The organism is Acinetobacter sp. 24-47-62, from assembly GCF_056779765.1.
Map to the genome: position 1 here is coordinate 11,721 of NZ_JBWYIN010000011.1, position 18,206 is coordinate 29,926.

Consider the following 18,206-nt stretch of genomic DNA (forward strand, 5'->3'; position numbering starts at 1 on the left):
CTGTTTTTCTATCTGTACATCAATTAAATTGGCTCATGTATTTAGTTAAATAATTTCATTAACAATAAAAAAACCCTGCTTACGCAGGGTTTTTTTGAATCAGTTCAGTGCTTATGCAGAGAATTGGTTCATTGTGTTTTTCGCATCGTCACCCGCTTTAAGCGCGTTGTCACCAGCGAAGATTTCTTTGTGGTCATCACCGATGTCTGAACCAGCCATTGCTTGGTGTTTAACACAAGCGATACCGCCACGGATTTCTTTACGTTGTACGCCAGCAACATAAGCCAACATACCTTCAGAACCGAAGTAACCTTCTGCAAGTTCATGTGTAGAAAGCGCAGCAGTGTGGTAAGTCGGAAGTGTAATCAAGTGATGGAATACACCTGCTTCACGAGAAGCATCAGCTTGGAACGTACGGATCTTCGCATCAGCATCAGCAGCTAATTCAGTATTGTCATACTCAGCGCTCATTAACTTAGCACGGTCGTAAGCAGATACGTCTTTACCTTCAGCAACCCAACGGTCGTAAGCTTGTTGACGGAAGTTTAACGTCCAGTTGAATGATGGTGAGTTGTTATAAACAAGTTTTGCATTTGGCACAACTTCACGTACACGGTTCACCATGTGAGCGATTTCTTCAACGTTTGGCGTTGCAGTTTCGATCCAAAGAAGGTCAGCACCGTTCTGTAAACTTGTTACACAGTCAAGTACAACACGGTCAATTTGAGTACCTTCACGGAATTGATATAGACCAGAAGCTAAACGCTTAGGACGGTGTAATTTACCATCACGTTTGATTAGGATTTCGTCTTCTTGCGCTTCTGAAATATCAATTTCAGTGGTATCTAAGTAGCTGATGTATTGAGAAGCGATATCGCCTGGCTCTTTAACCACTGGGATTTTTTGAGTCAAGTCAGCGCCTTCAGAGTCAGTACGTGCAACGATGATACCGTCGTCAAGACCCATTTCTAAGAATGCATAGCGAAGTGCATGGATTTTCGCAATGAAGTCTTCGTGTGGAACAGTTACTTTACCTGCTTGGTGACCACATTGTTTCGCGTCAGAAACTTGGTTTTCGATTTGAAGTGCACATGCACCCGCTTCGATCATTTTCTTCGCAAGTAAGTAAGTTGCTTCTTCGTTACCGAAACCAGCATCGATGTCCGCAATAATTGGCACAACGTGAGTTTGGAAGTTGTCGATTTGTGAAGTGATTTCAGCAGCTTTAGCAGTATCACCCGCTTCTTGTGCTTTTTTAAGTGCACGGAATAAGTCGTTTAATTCTTTTGCGTCTGCTTGACGTAAGAATGTGTAGATTTCTTCGATCAATGCAGGAACTGAAGTTTTTTCGTGCATAGATTGGTCAGGAAGTGGACCAAACTCAGAACGAAGTGCAGCAACCATCCAACCAGAAAGGTAGATGTAACGGCGTTCAGTAGTGCCGAAGTATTTTTTGTTCGCAATCATTTTTTGTTGTGCGATGAAACCATGCCAGCAACCCAAAGATTGAGTATATTTGCTAGAATCAGCATCATAAGCAGCCATATCACGACGCATAATCGCAGCTGTGTATTTCGCAATATCTAAACCAGTTTTGAAACGGTTTTGAAGTTGCATACGTGCAGCATCTTCAGGACTGATGTCTGCCCAAGTGTTGCCGAATTTTGCTTTTAATTCGCGGATTGCATCAATCGCTGTTTGGTATGTAGTCATGATATTTTACCCTGTATATAATTTTAGGATTTATCAATCGAAGGACTAAATCTACTCGGTATTAATTGTTCAGATTTAGAGCGCTTCGTTGCTATGGACTTAGCTTAGATTGACTCTAGAAATTAATCCAATATTTTCGTTTAATTCTCAGTATTTATTTAAAAAATATGTAGATTAAAGTCGTAATATAAATGAAATACCATTCAATAAATTATTGATTTTAATAAAATTTATAAAATAAGCATTTGTACACTTTTAACACAATTTGAGTAATTCTTATTCATTAGACTTAAGTATCAAGCTCACAATTACGTTTATTTTTTCTTCAAACATCTTTAGATTTTACCCTTCAATTGACTTTTCTGACAGAGCATCATTAATAAACTGTTAGTTTTAAATGAATATTTTTTAAACTGTGAACCATATTGATGGAATTACCAATAAAGCATTTAAATTGAGATAAACCTAAAAACAATTTAGAACATAGCATGGTAATTTCAAAAACAACTAAAGCCCTATTTCTTAAATAAATGTATAGGTACTGCCTTATGACAAAAATAACGTAAATTTGATGAATATATGTTAAATTCTGCTGAAAAAATCAGCATAAAAACACACAAACCTAAGCGCTTATGGCATAATTCTCCACGATTTCAAAAATTTATTTTCGGTATTTTTTTTATGAATCTTGAGCGGGTTGATCTCAATCTCTTAATTTACTTAGATGTTCTTTTGCGAGAGAAGAATGTTACACGTGCAGCAGAACAATTGGGTGTTACTCAGCCTGCAATGAGTAATATTTTACGTCGTCTTCGTAACTTATTTAATGATCCGCTTTTAATTCGCTCTTCTGAAGGAATGACTCCTACAGAAAGGGCTTTAGAACTACAGCCTCGTATTCGTGATGCTCTTTCTGATCTATCTATGATCTTAGAACCACGAACAGAATTTAGACCTTATACGTCAAATCGTGTTTTCCGCATCATGACTTCAGATTATGCTGAAGCTACACTTGTGCCTCGCTTAGTTAAGGCTCTGCGTTCAGAAGCACCAAATGTTGTTTTAGATTTTCTAACACCGAGTGATGTATCTTATCGTGATATGGAACAAGGTAAAGTTGATCTTGCCATCAACCGTTTCAACGAAATTCCACAAAGTTTTCATCAGGTTCTGGTGTGGCGTGACAGCTTTTCATGCTTACTGAATAATAAGCATCCTGCCGTAAATAATTTGAATCTTAAAAGTTATCTAGATGCGCAACATATCTGGGTTTCAAAAACTGGGATGGGGGTAGGATTTGGTGTTAACCCAGAGAAACAAGCCGGTTTAGGTTGGATTGATCAAGCTTTAGAGCGTATTGGTCAAAAACGCAAAATTTCGGTATTTACACGTCATTATCAAATGCCAGGTTTATTAGCGTCTAATGTTGATCTCATTGCGACATTACCGACGAAAATCGCTCGCCTACAAGCTAAAAGTCAAAACTTGATGCTCAAAGACCCTCCATTTTACATTCCTGAATTTGAACTCAAAATGGCGTGGTGCCCTCTATTACATCATCATCCTGCTCATCGTTGGTTACGTCAGTTGATTTTATATGTTGCTCGTCAAATGACTGAGGAAGAAAATCGTGAATTTCTTTCAAATAACAATACCCACTTCTCACAATTTTGATTGAGTAGAGCTGATTTAAATCAATACTTTAAAAATTTTTATTCAATAACTATGATATTGAGGTAGTGTAAAAATTCACTACCTCTATGTTTTTTGTGATAAAACTTTCCTCATAAATAATTTAAAAACAAAGGTGTTCGTGTGAGCCTCTTTCAGAATTTCGTGATCATTATGATTTTGATTGCTGGAGCTGGATTCTTATCATTAAGTGAAATCGCACTTGCAGGATCACGTAAAGTGAAACTGAAAATTTTGGCTGAGTCTGGTGATGATCGTGCACAAAAAGTGCTTACGCTTCAAGAGAATTCAGCTGATTTCTTTGCTGCCTCTCAAATCGGCTTAAATGCTATTGCAATTTTGGGGGGGATTTTAGGTGAAGCTGCATTTAGACCTTATTTTGTGATTTTGGTCGATCGTTTCTATGATGGTCCTTGGTCACAATCAATTGGTTTTGCATTGTCATTTACTTTAGTGACATCACTGTTTATTTTATTTGCTGATCTTATGCCTAAACGATTGGCAATGATTGCACCTGAAAAAATCGCTGTCTCTTTAATTAATCCTATTCAGGTATTCATTACTGTTTGTCGTCCATTAGCTTGGTTTATCAATGCAATTGCCAACCTATTATTCCGTTTATTCAAAGTAAATACTACTCGTGATGATAATATCACCTTTGATGATATTTCTGCGGTAATGGATGCAGGGGCACAAGCAGGTGTCTTACAAAAACAAGAACATCACTTTATTGAAAATGTATTTGAGCTTGAAGAGCGAAATGTTCCTTCGAGTATGACTACACGTGAAAACGTGGTTTTCTTTACCATCAATGAATCAGAAGAAAGTATTCGTCAAAAACTGGCTGAATTTCCCTATTCAAAATATTTAGTCTGTAATGAAAATATTGATCAAGTGATTGGCTATGTTGATGCTAAAGATATCTTGATTCGCATCTTAAATAATCAAAAATTTAATCAGTTGAATGAATCCACTATTCGTAATGTATTAACGATTCCAGATACACTTACACTGTCAGAATTACTTGATCGCTTCAGATCTAGTAAAGAAAAGTTTGCCGTTGTGATCAATGAATATGCCTTGGTGGTTGGTGTTATTACCCTATCTGATATTATGATTACCGTGATGGGTGACTGGGTTACGCCAACGGATGAAGATCTTCAAATTATCAAGCGGGATGATCATTCTTGGCTGATTGAAGGCAGTACACCTATTGAAGATGTCAAGCATGCATTAGAAATTGATGAAATGCCTGATGATGAAAACTATGAAACTTTAGCTGGGTTTATGATGTTTAAACTTCGTAAGATTCCACGTCCTGCTGATAGTGTGGTATTTAATGGTTATAAATTCGAGGTGGTCGATGTTGACCATTTTAAAATTGACCAACTACTCGTGACCAGATTACTTGATGAAAAAGCAGAATTAGAATCAACTGTTGAATAAGACACTATCCACCACTCAGGTGGATTTTTTTATTCAGTTTATCTAATTAAACTTGAGATTTTTCGCCTTCAAAAATTATTGAAATTAGAATTTATACTCAATTTTTATTACAACTATCACACTTAAAAATCATTTTTAATGTCTCCAATCACAAAATATAAATTTTAAACTTATGAATTTTAACTACTATTTTTTATAAAAATTATGGTTATTTTAATATTTTCTAAACAATATTTAGTTTAATCATAAATTTCTCTAAGATGGTCGGCGTTTTCGAAGATAACAAATACTGTAATAGAAACAATATTGATTAAAACGCTAATCTAAGGATAGATCCATGTTGACCTTGCTTGGTTTGGGCATGATTTTGTGCTTTATGTACCTCATTATGTCTAGACGTATGACTCCCCTCGTCGCACTCACGCTTATTCCCGTTCTTTTTGCGCTAATTGCATATGGATTAGGTTTTTTTGTAGATAGTTTGAACCATATTCAACTTAATGAACTTGGTGAAATGATGTTAGATGGTGTTAAAAAGTTAGCACCTACCGGCGTCATGTTGCTATTTGCTATCTTGTATTTTGCCATCATGATTGATACAGGTTTATTCGATCCATCAGTGAAATTTATTCTCAGATTGGTAAAAGGTGATCCCCTCAAAATAGTATTAGGTACGATTACCTTAACATTGATCGTGTCTTTAGATGGTGATGGCTCTACCACTTATATGATCTGTGTTGCTGCCATGTTACCGCTTTACAAGCGATTAGGCATGAGCCCTTTAATTATGGCCTGTCTCATGATGTTAGCCAGTGGAATCATGAATTTAACGCCATGGGGTGGACCTACTGCACGTGCGGCAAGTGCACTCCATGTAGATCCTAGCGATGTGTTTGTTCCTATGATTTTACCGATGCTGTTCGCCATTGGTTGGTTGTACTTTTTAGGAACCATGTATGGCCGAATGGAGCGAAAAAGATTAGGCATCATGGAATTGGATATTAGCCATGGCGACAATATTCAAATTTCATCAAACCCAGAGGCAAATCGAGCGCATTTGAGATGGTTTAATGGATTATTAACTCTTGCACTGATGGCCAGCCTAGTCATGGGTATTTTGCCTATGCCTATTTTATTTATGATTGCATTGTGTATTGCTTTAGTCGTGAACTATCGTGATATTGATATGCAAAAAAGCTTAGTCGCTCATCATGCTGGTAGTGCTTTAAATGTCGTTGGTATTATTTTTGCCGCTGGTATTTTTACAGGTTTACTCACTGGCACGGGTATGGTCGATGCCATGTCAAAAGAGTTAGTAGCGATTATTCCAGATAGTATGGGTCCATATTTGGCACCAATCACAGCCGTTTTAAGCATGCCTTTAACGTTCTTTATGTCAAATGATGCTTTTTACTATGGTGTTCTGCCCATCTTATCTGAAGCTGCAGCACATTATGGCATCTCTCCTGTGGAAATGGCTCGTGCATCGATTGTTGGTCAACCCGTTCATCTGCTCTCACCCTTAGTTCCATCTACCTTTTTACTCTGCGGGCTTGCTGGGATTGAGTTTGGTCAACACCAAAAATTTACCATTAAATGGGCGATTATTACGTGCTTAGTGATGCTTGCAAGTGGATTAATATTTGGGATGTTCCCATTCTATTCTGCTATTTAATCGTATCTCTAGTTTCGGAGTGATTTTTTGATCACTCCAATCTCTTATTTATAAAGGCTTATTGAGCTTGAGTCTCATTCCAAATATTCAAGTTCCCCATGTTAGATAGAAGTTGATACCTCACCACTAAAAACTCTGTCAACAAGGTGGAATAATTCATTTTTGCTTCATTCAACACATTCTGAGCATTAAGCACTTCGAGTAAATTTCCTACACCCGCTTTATAACGTCCTTGGGCGACTTCATAGGCTTCTGAAGCACTTTGATTCAATATCGTTAGCGCCTTAATATTGTCATGGATTGCATTTAGCTCATTATAGCTTTTCCAGATTTCAGCATTAATTTCAAGCTTCAATCTTTCTTGCTCTAATTGCTTTAATTTTAAGTTTTCTTGAGCAACGACAATTTGATTTTTTCGATTATAACCATCAAACAATGGGAAATTGACTTGCACACCTGCTTGTAGAGATTGGCGATCACTGCCATAACTGTCACTCGTTTGTTTTTGCTGATCATAAATGCCGTTAAAACTAACAGATGGATATCTAGACCGCTGTATTGCCTTAATTTTATTTTCAGCTGCGAGTGAATCATATTGTGCAGCTTTAAACTTTGGATGCATTTTTTCAGCATCCTGAATGAGGATTTCAATCGGTTTAAGACCTAGCTCTTTTGGAATTTTTAATTGATTATTAATTTGGAAATTTTGGTATGCAGGCTCACCCATTAATGATGCTAAAAGTCCTTTTGCTATTTTTAAATCACCTGAAAATTTAGTTTGATCTGACTTTACTTTCGCCAAATTTGCGGACATTTGTAATGCATCTGATTTGATACCAACACCCGCACGATATCGAGCATTTGCAATTTCATAGTTTTTTTCTGCAAGTACAACCAACTCATTAATATTATTTAACTTTAACTCAGCCTGAATAATTTGATAATAAGTCGAAATCGTTTTGATGATCATATTTTGCAAAGCAACATCATGCTGTGCCAAAGACATCGCTAATAATTTTTCGGCTTCTTCTGCTTGATAAAATCGACTACCAAAATCATAAAGTAGCCAATTGGCTCTTATTCCAAGTCCGTAACGGCGTAAGTCAGTGTCATAACTCAAAACAGGACGATCTTTTACTTGATTATCATCACGTGACCAATCGTAATTCAAGGTGCTATTCACTTGAGGATAATAATTTGCTTTAGAGATTTTAAGCTGAGCAGCTTGAATACGCGTTTGTACCCAAGTACTTTTTGTCTCAGGATTACGACAAACTGCACGTTCAATGGCATCAATCAGTTCTATTGGCTGTTCATTCTTGAGATTATTTTGAGATAAACAATATTGAGGTTGACTTAACATTTTCTGATTTTGAAGATCAAGTGACACATTTTGATTGAGTTGTTGTTCTATTTCCTTACGTTTTGTCTCATTCTCACGGGCTTTACGCTGAACCGTGAGCTCATCAAACCATAATGTCTCGCGCTGTTTTTTTAGATTTGGAGTCAGTTTTGACAACCAACTCTCTGCATAAGCCAACGAACTATGTCCGAATAGTGACCCAACAACAATGAAAGCGATGTATGTAATTTTCATTTAGATTGCAAATCCTTGGTCAACATATCACGGACAATCACGCCATCTTGTAAAGCGATAATCCGCTCAGCAGATGAAATCGTTTCTGGACGGTGTGCAATAATCAATTTGGTAATATTTAAATGCTTGAGATTTGCATTGACCTCTTGTTCTTTTAATACGTCTAAACTACTGGTCGCCTCATCCATAAATAAAATCTTTGGTTTTTTATAGATAGCACGAGCCAATAAAATTCGTTGTTTTTGTCCTCCTGACAACATATTACCAATATCACCTACTAAGGTTTGATATCCCATTGGCATACGGCTAATGTCATCATGAATTGCGGCATAGGCTGCACATTCTTGTACCCATTGCATGTCTGGATTTGAATCAAAAAAGCAAATGTTTTCTGCGATTGAACCAGCAAATAGAATGTCATCTTGTAACACTGTCGCGACTTGATCTCGCACAGCGTTTAATCCTAATTGTTCAAAGTCACGCCCCATGATTTTGACTTCACCTTCATTCTGCTTAAATACGCCTAACAGAACATGTAGCAATGTGGTCTTACCGCAACCTGTTTCCCCGACAATGGCGACAGATTGATTTTGGGGAATCTTAAAACTAATCCCCTTGAGTACATAAGGGTCATTTTCTGAATATTTAAAGTGCAGATTTTCGACTTCAATTGCATTATCAACCTGATCTACATTTGTGATTTCAGCATCACCGTATAATTTTTCTTGTTCTGTTAACACAATATCGGATAAACGCTCTACATCAATTTGAAGCATTTTAACTTCGATAAACTTATCGATTAGTCCTGCAACCCGACTATCAAATTGGCCTTTATACGCCATAAATGCCATCAGCACACCAACTGTAAAATTACCCTCCAATACCAATGTGGCACCTAACCAAATAATTAGAATGTTCTGAATCCCAAATAGCACTCCATTTGCCAATGAGAATCCCAACCCCAGCTTTTGGGTCGTTAATCCAGCATTGACTTGATTGACCATAAGATTTAACCAAGTCGAACGGCGAACATCTTGTCGTTGGAACAGTTTTATGGTTTTAGCTCCACGCACAGTTTCCATAAAATGGCTGCTTTGCTTCGCTGCATGAATAATCTGCGCTTCAGTCGCTCGTTTCAAAGGTGCATACCAAATCCATCGGATTAAGGCGTATAAGCCCATAGTAAAAATTGCAATCCAAGCTAACTTCGGACTGTATACAAACATTAAAATCAACGTAAATACAGTCATTAATCCATCAAGAATCGCAGCTAAGAACGTTGTGGTGAGCGTTGTTTGAATGTTTCCAATTGATCCAAATCGTGAAACAATGTCACCGAGTGATCGTCTTTCAAAATAAGAGACAGGAACATTAATCATGTGATTAAAGACGTTGGCTTGCCACTGCACACTTAAATGTGTGCTCATATACATCATGATCCAAGAACGAAGTAGCCCGATAAACTGCTGAAGTAACATTAACATGCCAAAGCCAATAGCCAGTATCGTTAAGAGATCCCGATCTGCAGATACGATCACATGGTCGATCACCCATTGCATAAAGAATGGGCTAATTAATGAAAAAACTTCTAAGGCTAAAGCCAAGATCAAAATTTGCCCGAGAGATTTCCATAAACCACGAACATGACCAATTAGACCTTTAAGCTGAATCTGATTTTTATCTTCTTTTTTTTCAAATTCAGTATCTGGCCAAAGCTCTAATGCAACACCCGTAAAATGTTCAGATACCTCATTGAGTGTCAGTACACGTTTACCAAATGCTGGATCTAAAATCGTGACTTTATTGGCACTGACTTCTTGCAACACCACAAAGTGGTTGAAATCCCAATGTAAAATACATGGGGTTTTAAGCTGATCTAAATCTTCTAAATCCAGCTTTAATGGGCGTGTTACCATTTTCAACTGATTACTAATTTTGATCAGCTGATTGAGATTTGAACCCTTTTGAGAAACTGAAAAACGACGTCTTAACGTTAATAAATCAGACTCATAGCCATAATAATGCGCAATCATCGCAATACAGGCTAATCCACATTCTGTCGCTTCCGTCTGTAAAATGGTTGGAATTTTCCGTCCAAATCCAAGAGAAATTTTGTCTAATATCTGCATGTTATTTCTTCTTATATCTTGCCCGTGATGCTATATAACGGTTCGAGTACCCATTCATATAGTTTTCTTTTTTCTTGCATGATATCTGCATCAAAGGCCATGCCCACTTTAAGAGGCTTACTTTCACCATAGGCTTTTACAAACTGTTGTTCTAATTTGACTTTGACTAAATACACAGGTTCACTTTGGTTAAATGTTACACCCTGACTTAACTCGCCTAAATTGGTCAGTTCTTGTGGGTTCATCGTCGTCGCTGAGATTGAATGAATCACACCTTCACCTTGACCAAATTTTTGGTAAGGATAGGCTTGAAAACGAAGTTTTACGGTTTGACCAGTCCTTATAAATCCAATTGCTGAACTGGGTACAAAAAGATGTGCTTCTAAATAAGAAGGCGTCGGAACAATATTCATAACAGGAATATTAGGAGAAATAAACTGACCAACCTCTGCATTAATCGATGCTATTTTTCCTGTCGCATTGGCTTGTAATAGCAAACTATCCCGCGCTTTATTTTCTAAAAATTCTTGCTGATTCGAAGCTAATTGACGATCGACCAAAGTCAGCTCACTTTCCAACTTCGATGCTAGTCCTTGCTGAGCCAATATTTTATTTTCTAATTCAGCTTGTTTAGTATTTTTTTCACGCTCATAACTCTGTAATGCAACTTTTAGGCTGATATAGTTATCTTGCTTCAGTTGATATTCTTCAATCGAAATATATTCTTTATCTTTTAAATCTCGATAACGATGTGCATTTTCTTGTGCAAGTGCTAGACGTTGGCGTTGCTCGGCAATTAAGCCATCTAATTTTATTAAATCTAAACGTATAGATTGAATTTCTGCATTTAATTGTTGAACATTATTTAAATGTAAGTCTTTTAGTTTATTTTTTTCAGTATCTAAACTTTGTTTTTTTAACTCAATTTGTTTTTGTACAGACTCATTATAGTTACCTGTACTATTATAACGCGTCATTTTTAATGTAATTAATGGTGTCCCTTTCTCCACTAATTGACCTTCTTTAACGAATTTTTCACTGACTGTACCCCCTTCAGCACTATAAACTCGGATTAAACCTGTATTAGGAATCAATAATCCTTTAACACTCGTCCTCTTCGTATAGCTTCCAAAAAAAATAAAACTCACTAATAAAACAGTAAAAATGGCGACAACAATCGTGAGTACCGTAAATGAAAATGGTCGAATCAAAATGACTTCACCAATCCACTTTGACTTTTGTGCATCAATCGCTTTGTCTCTAAACAGCTTATTTGTCATATATATTTGTAATTAATTTTTCAAGTACGGGTTTTTATATTGAATTTTCATCAAGTTGACTACATTTCAACAGCGTGCTTAAAAGAGACAAACACAAACCAAAAGTTTTCAATAAAATAGTCATGATCTGTGTTGTCTCCTGTTCTATCCCACACTTCGCTCAGCTAAATCTGCTTTGAATAAACTCAGTTGGATACTGATTTCAATAGATTAAAAACGAAGCGTTCATCTTGTTTTATTTCAAAACTCGATTGACTAAAGGTGCTGTGAACAAAGCATGAGGATCATATTGCTTTAAAATATGACTACTCGACTGAATGGTTAAATGATTAGATTGACCCTGAGCATGGACGCGTGGAATTTCGTAATCGATATAAGTTGAACTATCCCAAGCTTTTTGATTGGTATAGCCCCACCCTTTAGACCATTCTGGTCGCATCAAAGAATCACCTTGATAACGTTGTGACATCCACTCCTCAACTTCTGTGTAAAATTGCGCTGAGAATGGCGTACCTGGCAAGGTTAAAATATCAAACCAAACGGCACAGTCCCATTCAGGATGATCAGGACAAGGTTTAATGGCTGATAATGCTGCTGTTTGAGCGCCGTGAACAATTGAATCTTCTGGATGATCCAAGCCCGTAACTCGAATTTCAACAGGTCCATTCATTGGGAAACGACCCATTTTTTGATATTGCTTCATCTTAATGCCGTAATAATCACAAAAATCAGCAATAACCCGTTGAACGTTTGCACGACTGGTAATGACAGCATAGCCATTTGCCGTAACACGCAAAGTTGTTGGTTTGACATACAGTAAAACGTTTTTTGACGTTCCCCATAAATCATAAGTTTGAGTGGAAGCCAAACCACCAGTCAAAATCGTCGTGATTCCAGATAATGGCGTACCATTTAAACCTAGTTTAGAGATTTCATACTGAGTAAAACCGAAGGTTGGCGTGAGATAAGTACTTTTATTGACGATGATTTTATGAATCAAATCAGTAATAGGTTTGATCAAATTATCTGAGAACCAATAATTGAATGGTTTGACTGTCTGTCGAGCAGTCAAAGGACGATACGGAGTAACAGTCCAAACTTTTAACCAAGGATAATCGGTGAATGGAAACCAAATTGCTTCTGCACGACCAGATTTATCCAGAAAATGAGAGAAGGTACGTCCAGCATGCTTATCTTGAGCGAATAGCTCATTGATATGAATGTCGGTATAGCTTTCACAACGAATATATTGATTTTTTGACGTTTGTAATTGTGCAGATAAAATAAATGCACGACCTATATGAACTAAAAATGCACGAATTTCTGGATCATTTCGCAGGAAGGTTTTCGCAACATATCGACCTTCTCGTTGGTCGAAAACAGCAGCAGTGATCGATACCACTAAATTACTGATCGAACCATAAGTTTGACCTTCTTGTTTTATTTCCCCTACGGCAGGTACACCTGTGCCATGACCATCAATGGCCAACACACCACCCAAAGTTAAATCTCCAGGTGCGGGCACTGCTACAAATCCTCGATTACGGTATTCCATTGCGGTTAACAATGCTTCCATTTGAATGCCTGCTTCGGCAGTCACAATACCTTTTGCATCAATACTGACTTTGTTGATATGCGTTGGCATATCAATCAATAAAATTTTAGTAATCTTGTCTTGATCATCCAACAATAAAGGTGACCAATTATGTGACATCCCTTTGGGTCTGACTTTATAGCCATTTTGATATGCCCAGTTAATGGCTTTTAAAACTTGTTCTTGATTTCTCGGTGATGCTGTCCATGCATTTTCATAACGAGATTCCCCAGACCAATTTTCATATTTCTGTTTAAAAATTGAGATTTCAGTTGGGAAATTTACTAATCTTTCTTGTAAAGGAAAAAACCAAGCTTCTGCCTTTTGTGTTGGAAGCCATGCTGAAACAGCACCAACAGCAGCTAAGCTACCCATTGTTTTTAGAAAGTTTCTTTTATCGTGATCTATTTGTTCTGATGAATTCTGCATTGTTATAGCCACCAAAAGTTTAGCTTTATTATTTCTGTTACTGAAAGCAGACCAGTACTCATGACCAGTCTGCCTTTAACACTTTATTTAAAACTTATGAAAGCCAAGCACGAACGCCATTTAAAGTCGGAAGAAGTTTATATTGACCTTCTGCCTTTTCTTTTTCGTAATGGTTTGGAGTTTCAGCTACATCGCCACCAAGTGCACGACCAAGACCAATTAATGTTTTTGATGCCACTAAACCAGTAGTATCAGCAGCTTGGTGTACTAGCCCTAAACCTACTGCACTAAATACAACACCAACTGATGAAATCAGTTTTGAATTAAGTGTTTGATTGAATAAGTTCACACCGTGGATGATTGAGTCACCAATCAATGTTCCAGCACCAGATACTTCATTGATTTCTTCTTGCTTTAATTCTACTAAGCTCATGATTAAAACCTCGTTATAAAGAATTTATGTTAGATACACCTAACTTTTGTTAAGCACTTTTAATATACAGAATGAATTGTGTATCTATAATGAAAACTGTATGACACTATTTAATTATTTTGTGATTTATTTAACATTAATTTTGATAATTCGATTGACTCAATATTCTTGAAAATAACAGCCCAATTTCAAATAATAGATAGATCATTGTGCCCCCAATCGCCATTGATAATATGTCTGGCGGCGTTACAAACATGGCAATAAAAAAACAAAAGATAAAAATGTAAGGTCTATTTTTTTGGATGGTCTCAATGTCTACTAATCCAAAATACACCGTGATCATAATGACCAATGGCACTTGAAAAATCAGCCCTAAGACGAAGAAAAACTTAATACAAAACAATAAGTATTGTTGAATATCTGTCATAGGGGTCACACTATCTGGCGAAACTCCAATAAAGAATCCCAATACAGCGGGCAGAATAAAAAAGTATCCCAGTGCAATGCCCGAGTAAAACAACACAATACTTGAGGGAAAAAAGAAAAAGAAAATTTTACGTTCTTTCAGATAAAGCGCATGTTTTAAAAAAACATATAATTTATAAAAAATAAAAGGAAAAAGGATGATCAGCGTGACAAAAAATACCAACTTAATGGGTGCTACAAATGTACTGGTAATATCTGTCGCAATCATATGCGCATTTGCAGGTAATTTAGCTTGTAGAGGCAGTGCGATCGCGTTATAAATTTTGTTCGCGAATGGCACTAATCCAACAAAAATAACTAAAAAGCCGATAACGACATGAATTAAATTTCGCCTAAATTCTTCAAAATAATCAGAAAAATGACTCAGTGTTTTTTTGAGGTCGGAAGTTTCAGACATATCTCACTCCCATTACATGTATATCAACACACGACCAATGCGCTAAATGAGTCATTAGAAAATCTGTTTTATAAGGTGCTGGAACATAAAACTTTTGTATTGGGAAATATTGTTTTTGTTTCTGATCAATTTGATCATCTAGATGCGCGAAGTATTCCTGCATTTGAGTTTCAAGCTGTTTAACATTCTGAATTTCGTCTTTTAATTCTTCACGAAGTTGATGAAGCTCAAGTTCTAGATCTACTTTCTGTTTAATATCGGATTTTATTTCACTTATTTTTTTCAAGCTTCGAAGCGCAAAACGAATCGCATCGGGTAAACGATCAGGACCCAAGACCACAATTACAATCAGTCCAAGAAAGAGTAGTTCTCCAAACCCAACATCAAACATAGGCTAAAACACCACAATATTGCTTTGAATATTGTTTAAAAAAGATTATTGATGAGTGTCTTTTTTATCTTCGCGAACAGCATCTTTAAAATCTTTTACAGCGCCGCCGACATCTTTGCCAAAATTCTTTAATTTAGCTGTACCGAAAATGACCAAAATAATTATGGCAAATAGTGCGATATGACCAATTGAAAGACCCATCATTATAGTTATCCTTATTTTTTAATATTGCTTAATAATAACAGACCAACAATGCATAGAACTCTTGAAATGTCTAACAATCTCAGCATACATATTTGAGTCTGTTAAGATTTTTTATTCTGCTTTCAAAATATAAGCTACTGATAAAATTAAAAAAACCGATTTAAGCCTTTGCTTAAATCGGTTTTCAGTCACTTGATTCACTGAACTAAGTTTTTCAATTTTTTGTTTAACTTGAATAATAAAGGATTAGCAACCATAGATTTCTAAAAGTTTATCTAAAGTTGCTTGATAATGAATATTAATGTCTTCAGCTAAAATAGCATACGCATTATCTAACTGAACCATTGGCCAGCCTTCTTTCCAAAATGGAAAAATATTGTGTAGATCATGCGTCACGATCGCTTCTTCACGTGTAATCGCCTGTGCAACCTGCGATAAAACCTGTGCCGTTTCAGCACCATCAATCTCAAGATAATCAATACCACGCGCTTTAAGAATACGAATTCTGTCTTTTTTATATTTAATTTTTTTTGCTTGTGCTTCATTTAAGCCTAGCGCAAGTGTCACTGCTTCAACAAACTTTTCTTCGAAAGATTGATGTAATGCAACCAAGGCTTTTTTATGTGCTTCCTGACGCCCCTCTTTACCACCACTACGAATCAGTTTATTCGCCTCAACATTAAGTTCGTCAGATTTCATTGACTGCAAAATATCTAAAATTTCGATATCACTTAAAGATTCAGCATTGTGGTGTGTCATGGGAGTACTTCAATTCAACTTAATCTTGCATTTTCTCATAATTCAACACAAATACATAATCTAATTCAAATTGAATCGATAAGCTTTCAAATGATTCTAAATATTTGGAATTATACTTCTGAGTTTTAGTGCAATATGAAAGTCAAAACGATGGGTAGTGTGATTGCAGCACCGATAATTTGCAGACTAATTACGCCAGCCATTAATTGACTGTCACCACCCAATACTTTTGTCAGAATATAAGCAGCTGAAGCCGTTGGTAATGCAAAATATAAAATAAAGATTTGCGTCTCTAAAGTATTGAAGCCCAGCATTTTACAGACCAACCAAGCCAAAATCGGCATTAAACATAAACGCGATAGCGTGTTGATCATTAGAGGAAATGATTCTTTTTTAAGAGCCACAAATTGCAATGCAGCACCGACACACATTAGTCCCATAGGTAAGCTACATATCGCAAGTTGGTAAATTAATGACTCTGCACCTTTCCATAATGGTAGCCCGGATACATTGTAGAGCACCCCAACCAGACAACCCAAAATTAAAGGATTTTTGAGTAACGATATAATCACTGCTCGAAAATTCATATTTTCATGATCGGTCAGTGCCAATACCGAGATGATATTCACAACAGGAATACTGATCGCCAACAGTAATGCAAAAATTGTCATGCCTTCTGCTGGAAAAAGCGAAGCAACAACTGCTAAACCAATATAGGTATTAAAACGTACATTACTTTGAACATAGACTCCAAATCTTCGTGTTGGGGTCTGAAAAATTCTTTTTAAAATATATAAAACTGCACAAGCAATTGGAAAGACCACGAGTAAAATGACTAAAATTTTACTTACCATCTCCATATGAATATCAGCTTGAGCCAAATTGCCAAAGAGCATGGCAGGGAAAAAAACAAAATAGTTAAGTTTTTCTGCACCCGCCCAAAACTCGTCAGTTAAATATGATTTCTGTTTAAGAAAATATCCAATTAAAATGAGCCCTATCAGCGGCACTAAGGATAAAACAATGCTGTACATAAATGATGAGCCTAATCGAGTGCAGATCGCTCAGTCCTAATACGCTCAATCAACCACAGTGGTTTATTGCATGCATTTTGAACTGATCATTTTATATTACACTGCATCAAGCTGATCGTCTCAAAAATTCATCATTTACATCGAGCATTGACTTGTTTTATATACGCTAAAATTTCAGGCAAAGTCTGGATTGTTTTATTTAACGGCGGTTGATGTTCAGCTAAGGATTGGTGAAACCCCGCCAAATATAGTCCATCTAGTCCAGCCTGAGTAGCACCCCAATAATCATTCACTGGATGATCACCAACATAAAGACAATGATCAGGCGCAATTCCTAATTGTTGACAAGTCATATGAAATATTTCTGCTTGAGGCTTTGACACACCTGCCTTCTCAGAACTCATGATTACATCAAAATAATGCGCGATTCCTAAACCTTCGATAATTTTGTGTCGAGTGAAATGTCCTCCATTCGAAATGATTGCCAACTTAAACCCTTTATTTTTAAGGCGATCAAGCATCTGAATAGCATTTGGCATCATGACTGCGTTTAGTCCAAATTGATTAAACCAATAATTACTTAATTCATCTAATTCTGGTGCTTTTTTCCATTTCAACTGCTTCAGTAATGCATGAGCGACTGAACCACCAATGGTTGGAGCAGTCATTCTTTCTCGGATGGGATAGCCACCATGATCAATATATCGAATCGTTTTAAGAATCTCAGCTTGCGCAGACGAGGCAGATTGATCGATTTGATGTTTATAAGTATTAAATAATGCCCGACTAAAAGTTTGAACACTTAAATCTCGGTGTGTCAGTGTATTGTCCAAATCAAAAATAACAGCTTGAATTTTCATAGTGCTTAGAGGAGTGTATTCATTTGCCCATGCTATCAACTCTCCACAATATCGATTATTCATTTTTATTTCATCCTAAGCATGAAA

General features: G+C 36.5%; 14 protein-coding genes and 1 pseudogene. 3 read left to right on the top strand and 12 right to left on the bottom strand.

Features of this window, described 5'->3' with window-relative positions:
- Positions 1-111 precede the first annotated feature (111 nt).
- Positions 112-1,713, bottom strand: a complete 1,602-nt coding sequence (locus AC1M87_RS09730; protein ID WP_035267987.1) for an isocitrate lyase — start codon at positions 1,711-1,713, stop codon at positions 112-114.
- Positions 1,714-2,394: 681 nt separating this feature from the next.
- Between AC1M87_RS09730 and AC1M87_RS09735 the strand changes: the two genes are divergently transcribed.
- The 3 genes from AC1M87_RS09735 (at position 2,395) to AC1M87_RS09745 (ending at position 6,526) form a co-directional block, all read left to right on the top strand.
- Positions 2,395-3,387, top strand: coding sequence for a LysR family transcriptional regulator (locus AC1M87_RS09735; RefSeq protein ID WP_035268043.1), 993 nt, complete (start codon positions 2,395-2,397; stop codon positions 3,385-3,387).
- Between the two features lie 141 nt (positions 3,388-3,528).
- Positions 3,529-4,851 carry a polyamine export protein PaeA gene (paeA, locus tag AC1M87_RS09740; RefSeq protein WP_035267989.1) on the top strand — a complete coding sequence of 441 codons (1,323 nt, stop codon included), beginning with the start codon at positions 3,529-3,531 and terminating at the stop codon, positions 4,849-4,851.
- Positions 4,852-5,188: 337 nt separating this feature from the next.
- A complete protein-coding gene (locus tag AC1M87_RS09745; protein WP_481593586.1) occupies positions 5,189-6,526 on the top strand; it encodes a CitMHS family transporter in 1,338 nt (445 codons plus the stop codon).
- Positions 6,527-6,584: 58 nt separating this feature from the next.
- Here the strand turns inward: AC1M87_RS09745 and AC1M87_RS09750 are convergent, their stop codons facing one another.
- The 11 genes and pseudogenes from AC1M87_RS09750 to AC1M87_RS09800 form a co-directional block, all read right to left on the bottom strand.
- Entirely contained in the window at positions 6,585-8,123 is a 1,539-nt protein-coding gene (locus tag AC1M87_RS09750) for a TolC family protein (RefSeq protein WP_481593587.1), read from the bottom strand.
- On the bottom strand, positions 8,120-10,252 hold the full coding sequence (locus AC1M87_RS09755) for a peptidase domain-containing ABC transporter (RefSeq protein WP_481589119.1): 2,133 nt from the start codon (positions 10,250-10,252) through the stop codon (positions 8,120-8,122). The genes AC1M87_RS09750 and AC1M87_RS09755 overlap by 4 nt, the downstream gene beginning before the upstream one ends.
- A gap of 11 nt (positions 10,253-10,263) precedes the next feature.
- Positions 10,264-11,532, bottom strand: coding sequence for an HlyD family secretion protein (locus AC1M87_RS09760; RefSeq protein ID WP_481593588.1), 1,269 nt, complete (start codon positions 11,530-11,532; stop codon positions 10,264-10,266).
- Positions 11,533-11,767: 235 nt separating this feature from the next.
- On the bottom strand, positions 11,768-13,555 hold the full coding sequence (locus tag AC1M87_RS09765; RefSeq protein WP_481587244.1) for a cholesterol oxidase substrate-binding domain-containing protein: 1,788 nt from the start codon (positions 13,553-13,555) through the stop codon (positions 11,768-11,770).
- Positions 13,556-13,649: 94 nt separating this feature from the next.
- Positions 13,650-13,988, bottom strand: coding sequence for a hypothetical protein (locus AC1M87_RS09770; protein ID WP_035268003.1), 339 nt, complete (start codon positions 13,986-13,988; stop codon positions 13,650-13,652).
- A gap of 136 nt (positions 13,989-14,124) precedes the next feature.
- Positions 14,125-14,871 carry a twin-arginine translocase subunit TatC gene (tatC, locus tag AC1M87_RS09775; RefSeq protein WP_051586588.1) on the bottom strand — a complete coding sequence of 249 codons (747 nt, stop codon included), beginning with the start codon at positions 14,869-14,871 and terminating at the stop codon, positions 14,125-14,127.
- The gene (gene tatB / locus AC1M87_RS09780) at positions 14,864-15,262 is read right to left on the bottom strand and encodes a Sec-independent protein translocase protein TatB (RefSeq protein ID WP_051586589.1); all 399 of its coding nucleotides are present in this window, start codon (positions 15,260-15,262) and stop codon (positions 14,864-14,866) included. The genes tatC and tatB overlap by 8 nt, the downstream gene beginning before the upstream one ends.
- A 54-nt stretch (positions 15,263-15,316) precedes the next feature.
- Positions 15,317-15,466 (bottom strand): annotated as a pseudogene (gene tatA / locus AC1M87_RS09785) (twin-arginine translocase TatA/TatE family subunit); the annotation flags it as partial.
- Positions 15,467-15,712: 246 nt separating this feature from the next.
- On the bottom strand, positions 15,713-16,225 hold the full coding sequence (locus AC1M87_RS09790; RefSeq protein ID WP_481593589.1) for a hypothetical protein: 513 nt from the start codon (positions 16,223-16,225) through the stop codon (positions 15,713-15,715).
- A 125-nt stretch (positions 16,226-16,350) separates the two neighbouring features.
- Positions 16,351-17,259, bottom strand: a complete 909-nt coding sequence (locus AC1M87_RS09795; protein WP_481593590.1) for an AEC family transporter — start codon at positions 17,257-17,259, stop codon at positions 16,351-16,353.
- A gap of 131 nt (positions 17,260-17,390) precedes the next feature.
- Positions 17,391-18,119, bottom strand: a complete 729-nt coding sequence (locus AC1M87_RS09800; RefSeq protein WP_481593643.1) for an HAD family hydrolase — start codon at positions 18,117-18,119, stop codon at positions 17,391-17,393.
- Between the last annotated feature and the right edge of the window lie 87 nt (positions 18,120-18,206).

Coding starts and splice junctions, on each gene's coding strand:
- AC1M87_RS09765 (WP_481587244.1), bottom strand. CDS start 13,555: ATGCAGAATTCATCAGAACAAATAGATCACGATAAAAGAAACTTTCTA.
- AC1M87_RS09770 (WP_035268003.1), bottom strand. CDS start 13,988: ATGAGCTTAGTAGAATTAAAGCAAGAAGAAATCAATGAAGTATCTGGT.
- tatB (WP_051586589.1), bottom strand. CDS start 15,262: ATGTTTGATGTTGGGTTTGGAGAACTACTCTTTCTTGGACTGATTGTA.
- AC1M87_RS09745 (WP_481593586.1), top strand. CDS start 5,189: ATGTTGACCTTGCTTGGTTTGGGCATGATTTTGTGCTTTATGTACCTC.
- AC1M87_RS09735 (WP_035268043.1), top strand. CDS start 2,395: ATGAATCTTGAGCGGGTTGATCTCAATCTCTTAATTTACTTAGATGTT.
- AC1M87_RS09800 (WP_481593643.1), bottom strand. CDS start 18,119: ATGAAAATTCAAGCTGTTATTTTTGATTTGGACAATACACTGACACAC.
- AC1M87_RS09750 (WP_481593587.1), bottom strand. CDS start 8,123: ATGAAAATTACATACATCGCTTTCATTGTTGTTGGGTCACTATTCGGA.
- AC1M87_RS09790 (WP_481593589.1), bottom strand. CDS start 16,225: ATGACACACCACAATGCTGAATCTTTAAGTGATATCGAAATTTTAGAT.
- tatC (WP_051586588.1), bottom strand. CDS start 14,871: ATGTCTGAAACTTCCGACCTCAAAAAAACACTGAGTCATTTTTCTGAT.
- AC1M87_RS09730 (WP_035267987.1), bottom strand. CDS start 1,713: ATGACTACATACCAAACAGCGATTGATGCAATCCGCGAATTAAAAGCA.
- AC1M87_RS09795 (WP_481593590.1), bottom strand. CDS start 17,259: ATGTACAGCATTGTTTTATCCTTAGTGCCGCTGATAGGGCTCATTTTA.
- AC1M87_RS09760 (WP_481593588.1), bottom strand. CDS start 11,532: ATGACAAATAAGCTGTTTAGAGACAAAGCGATTGATGCACAAAAGTCA.
- AC1M87_RS09755 (WP_481589119.1), bottom strand. CDS start 10,252: ATGCAGATATTAGACAAAATTTCTCTTGGATTTGGACGGAAAATTCCA.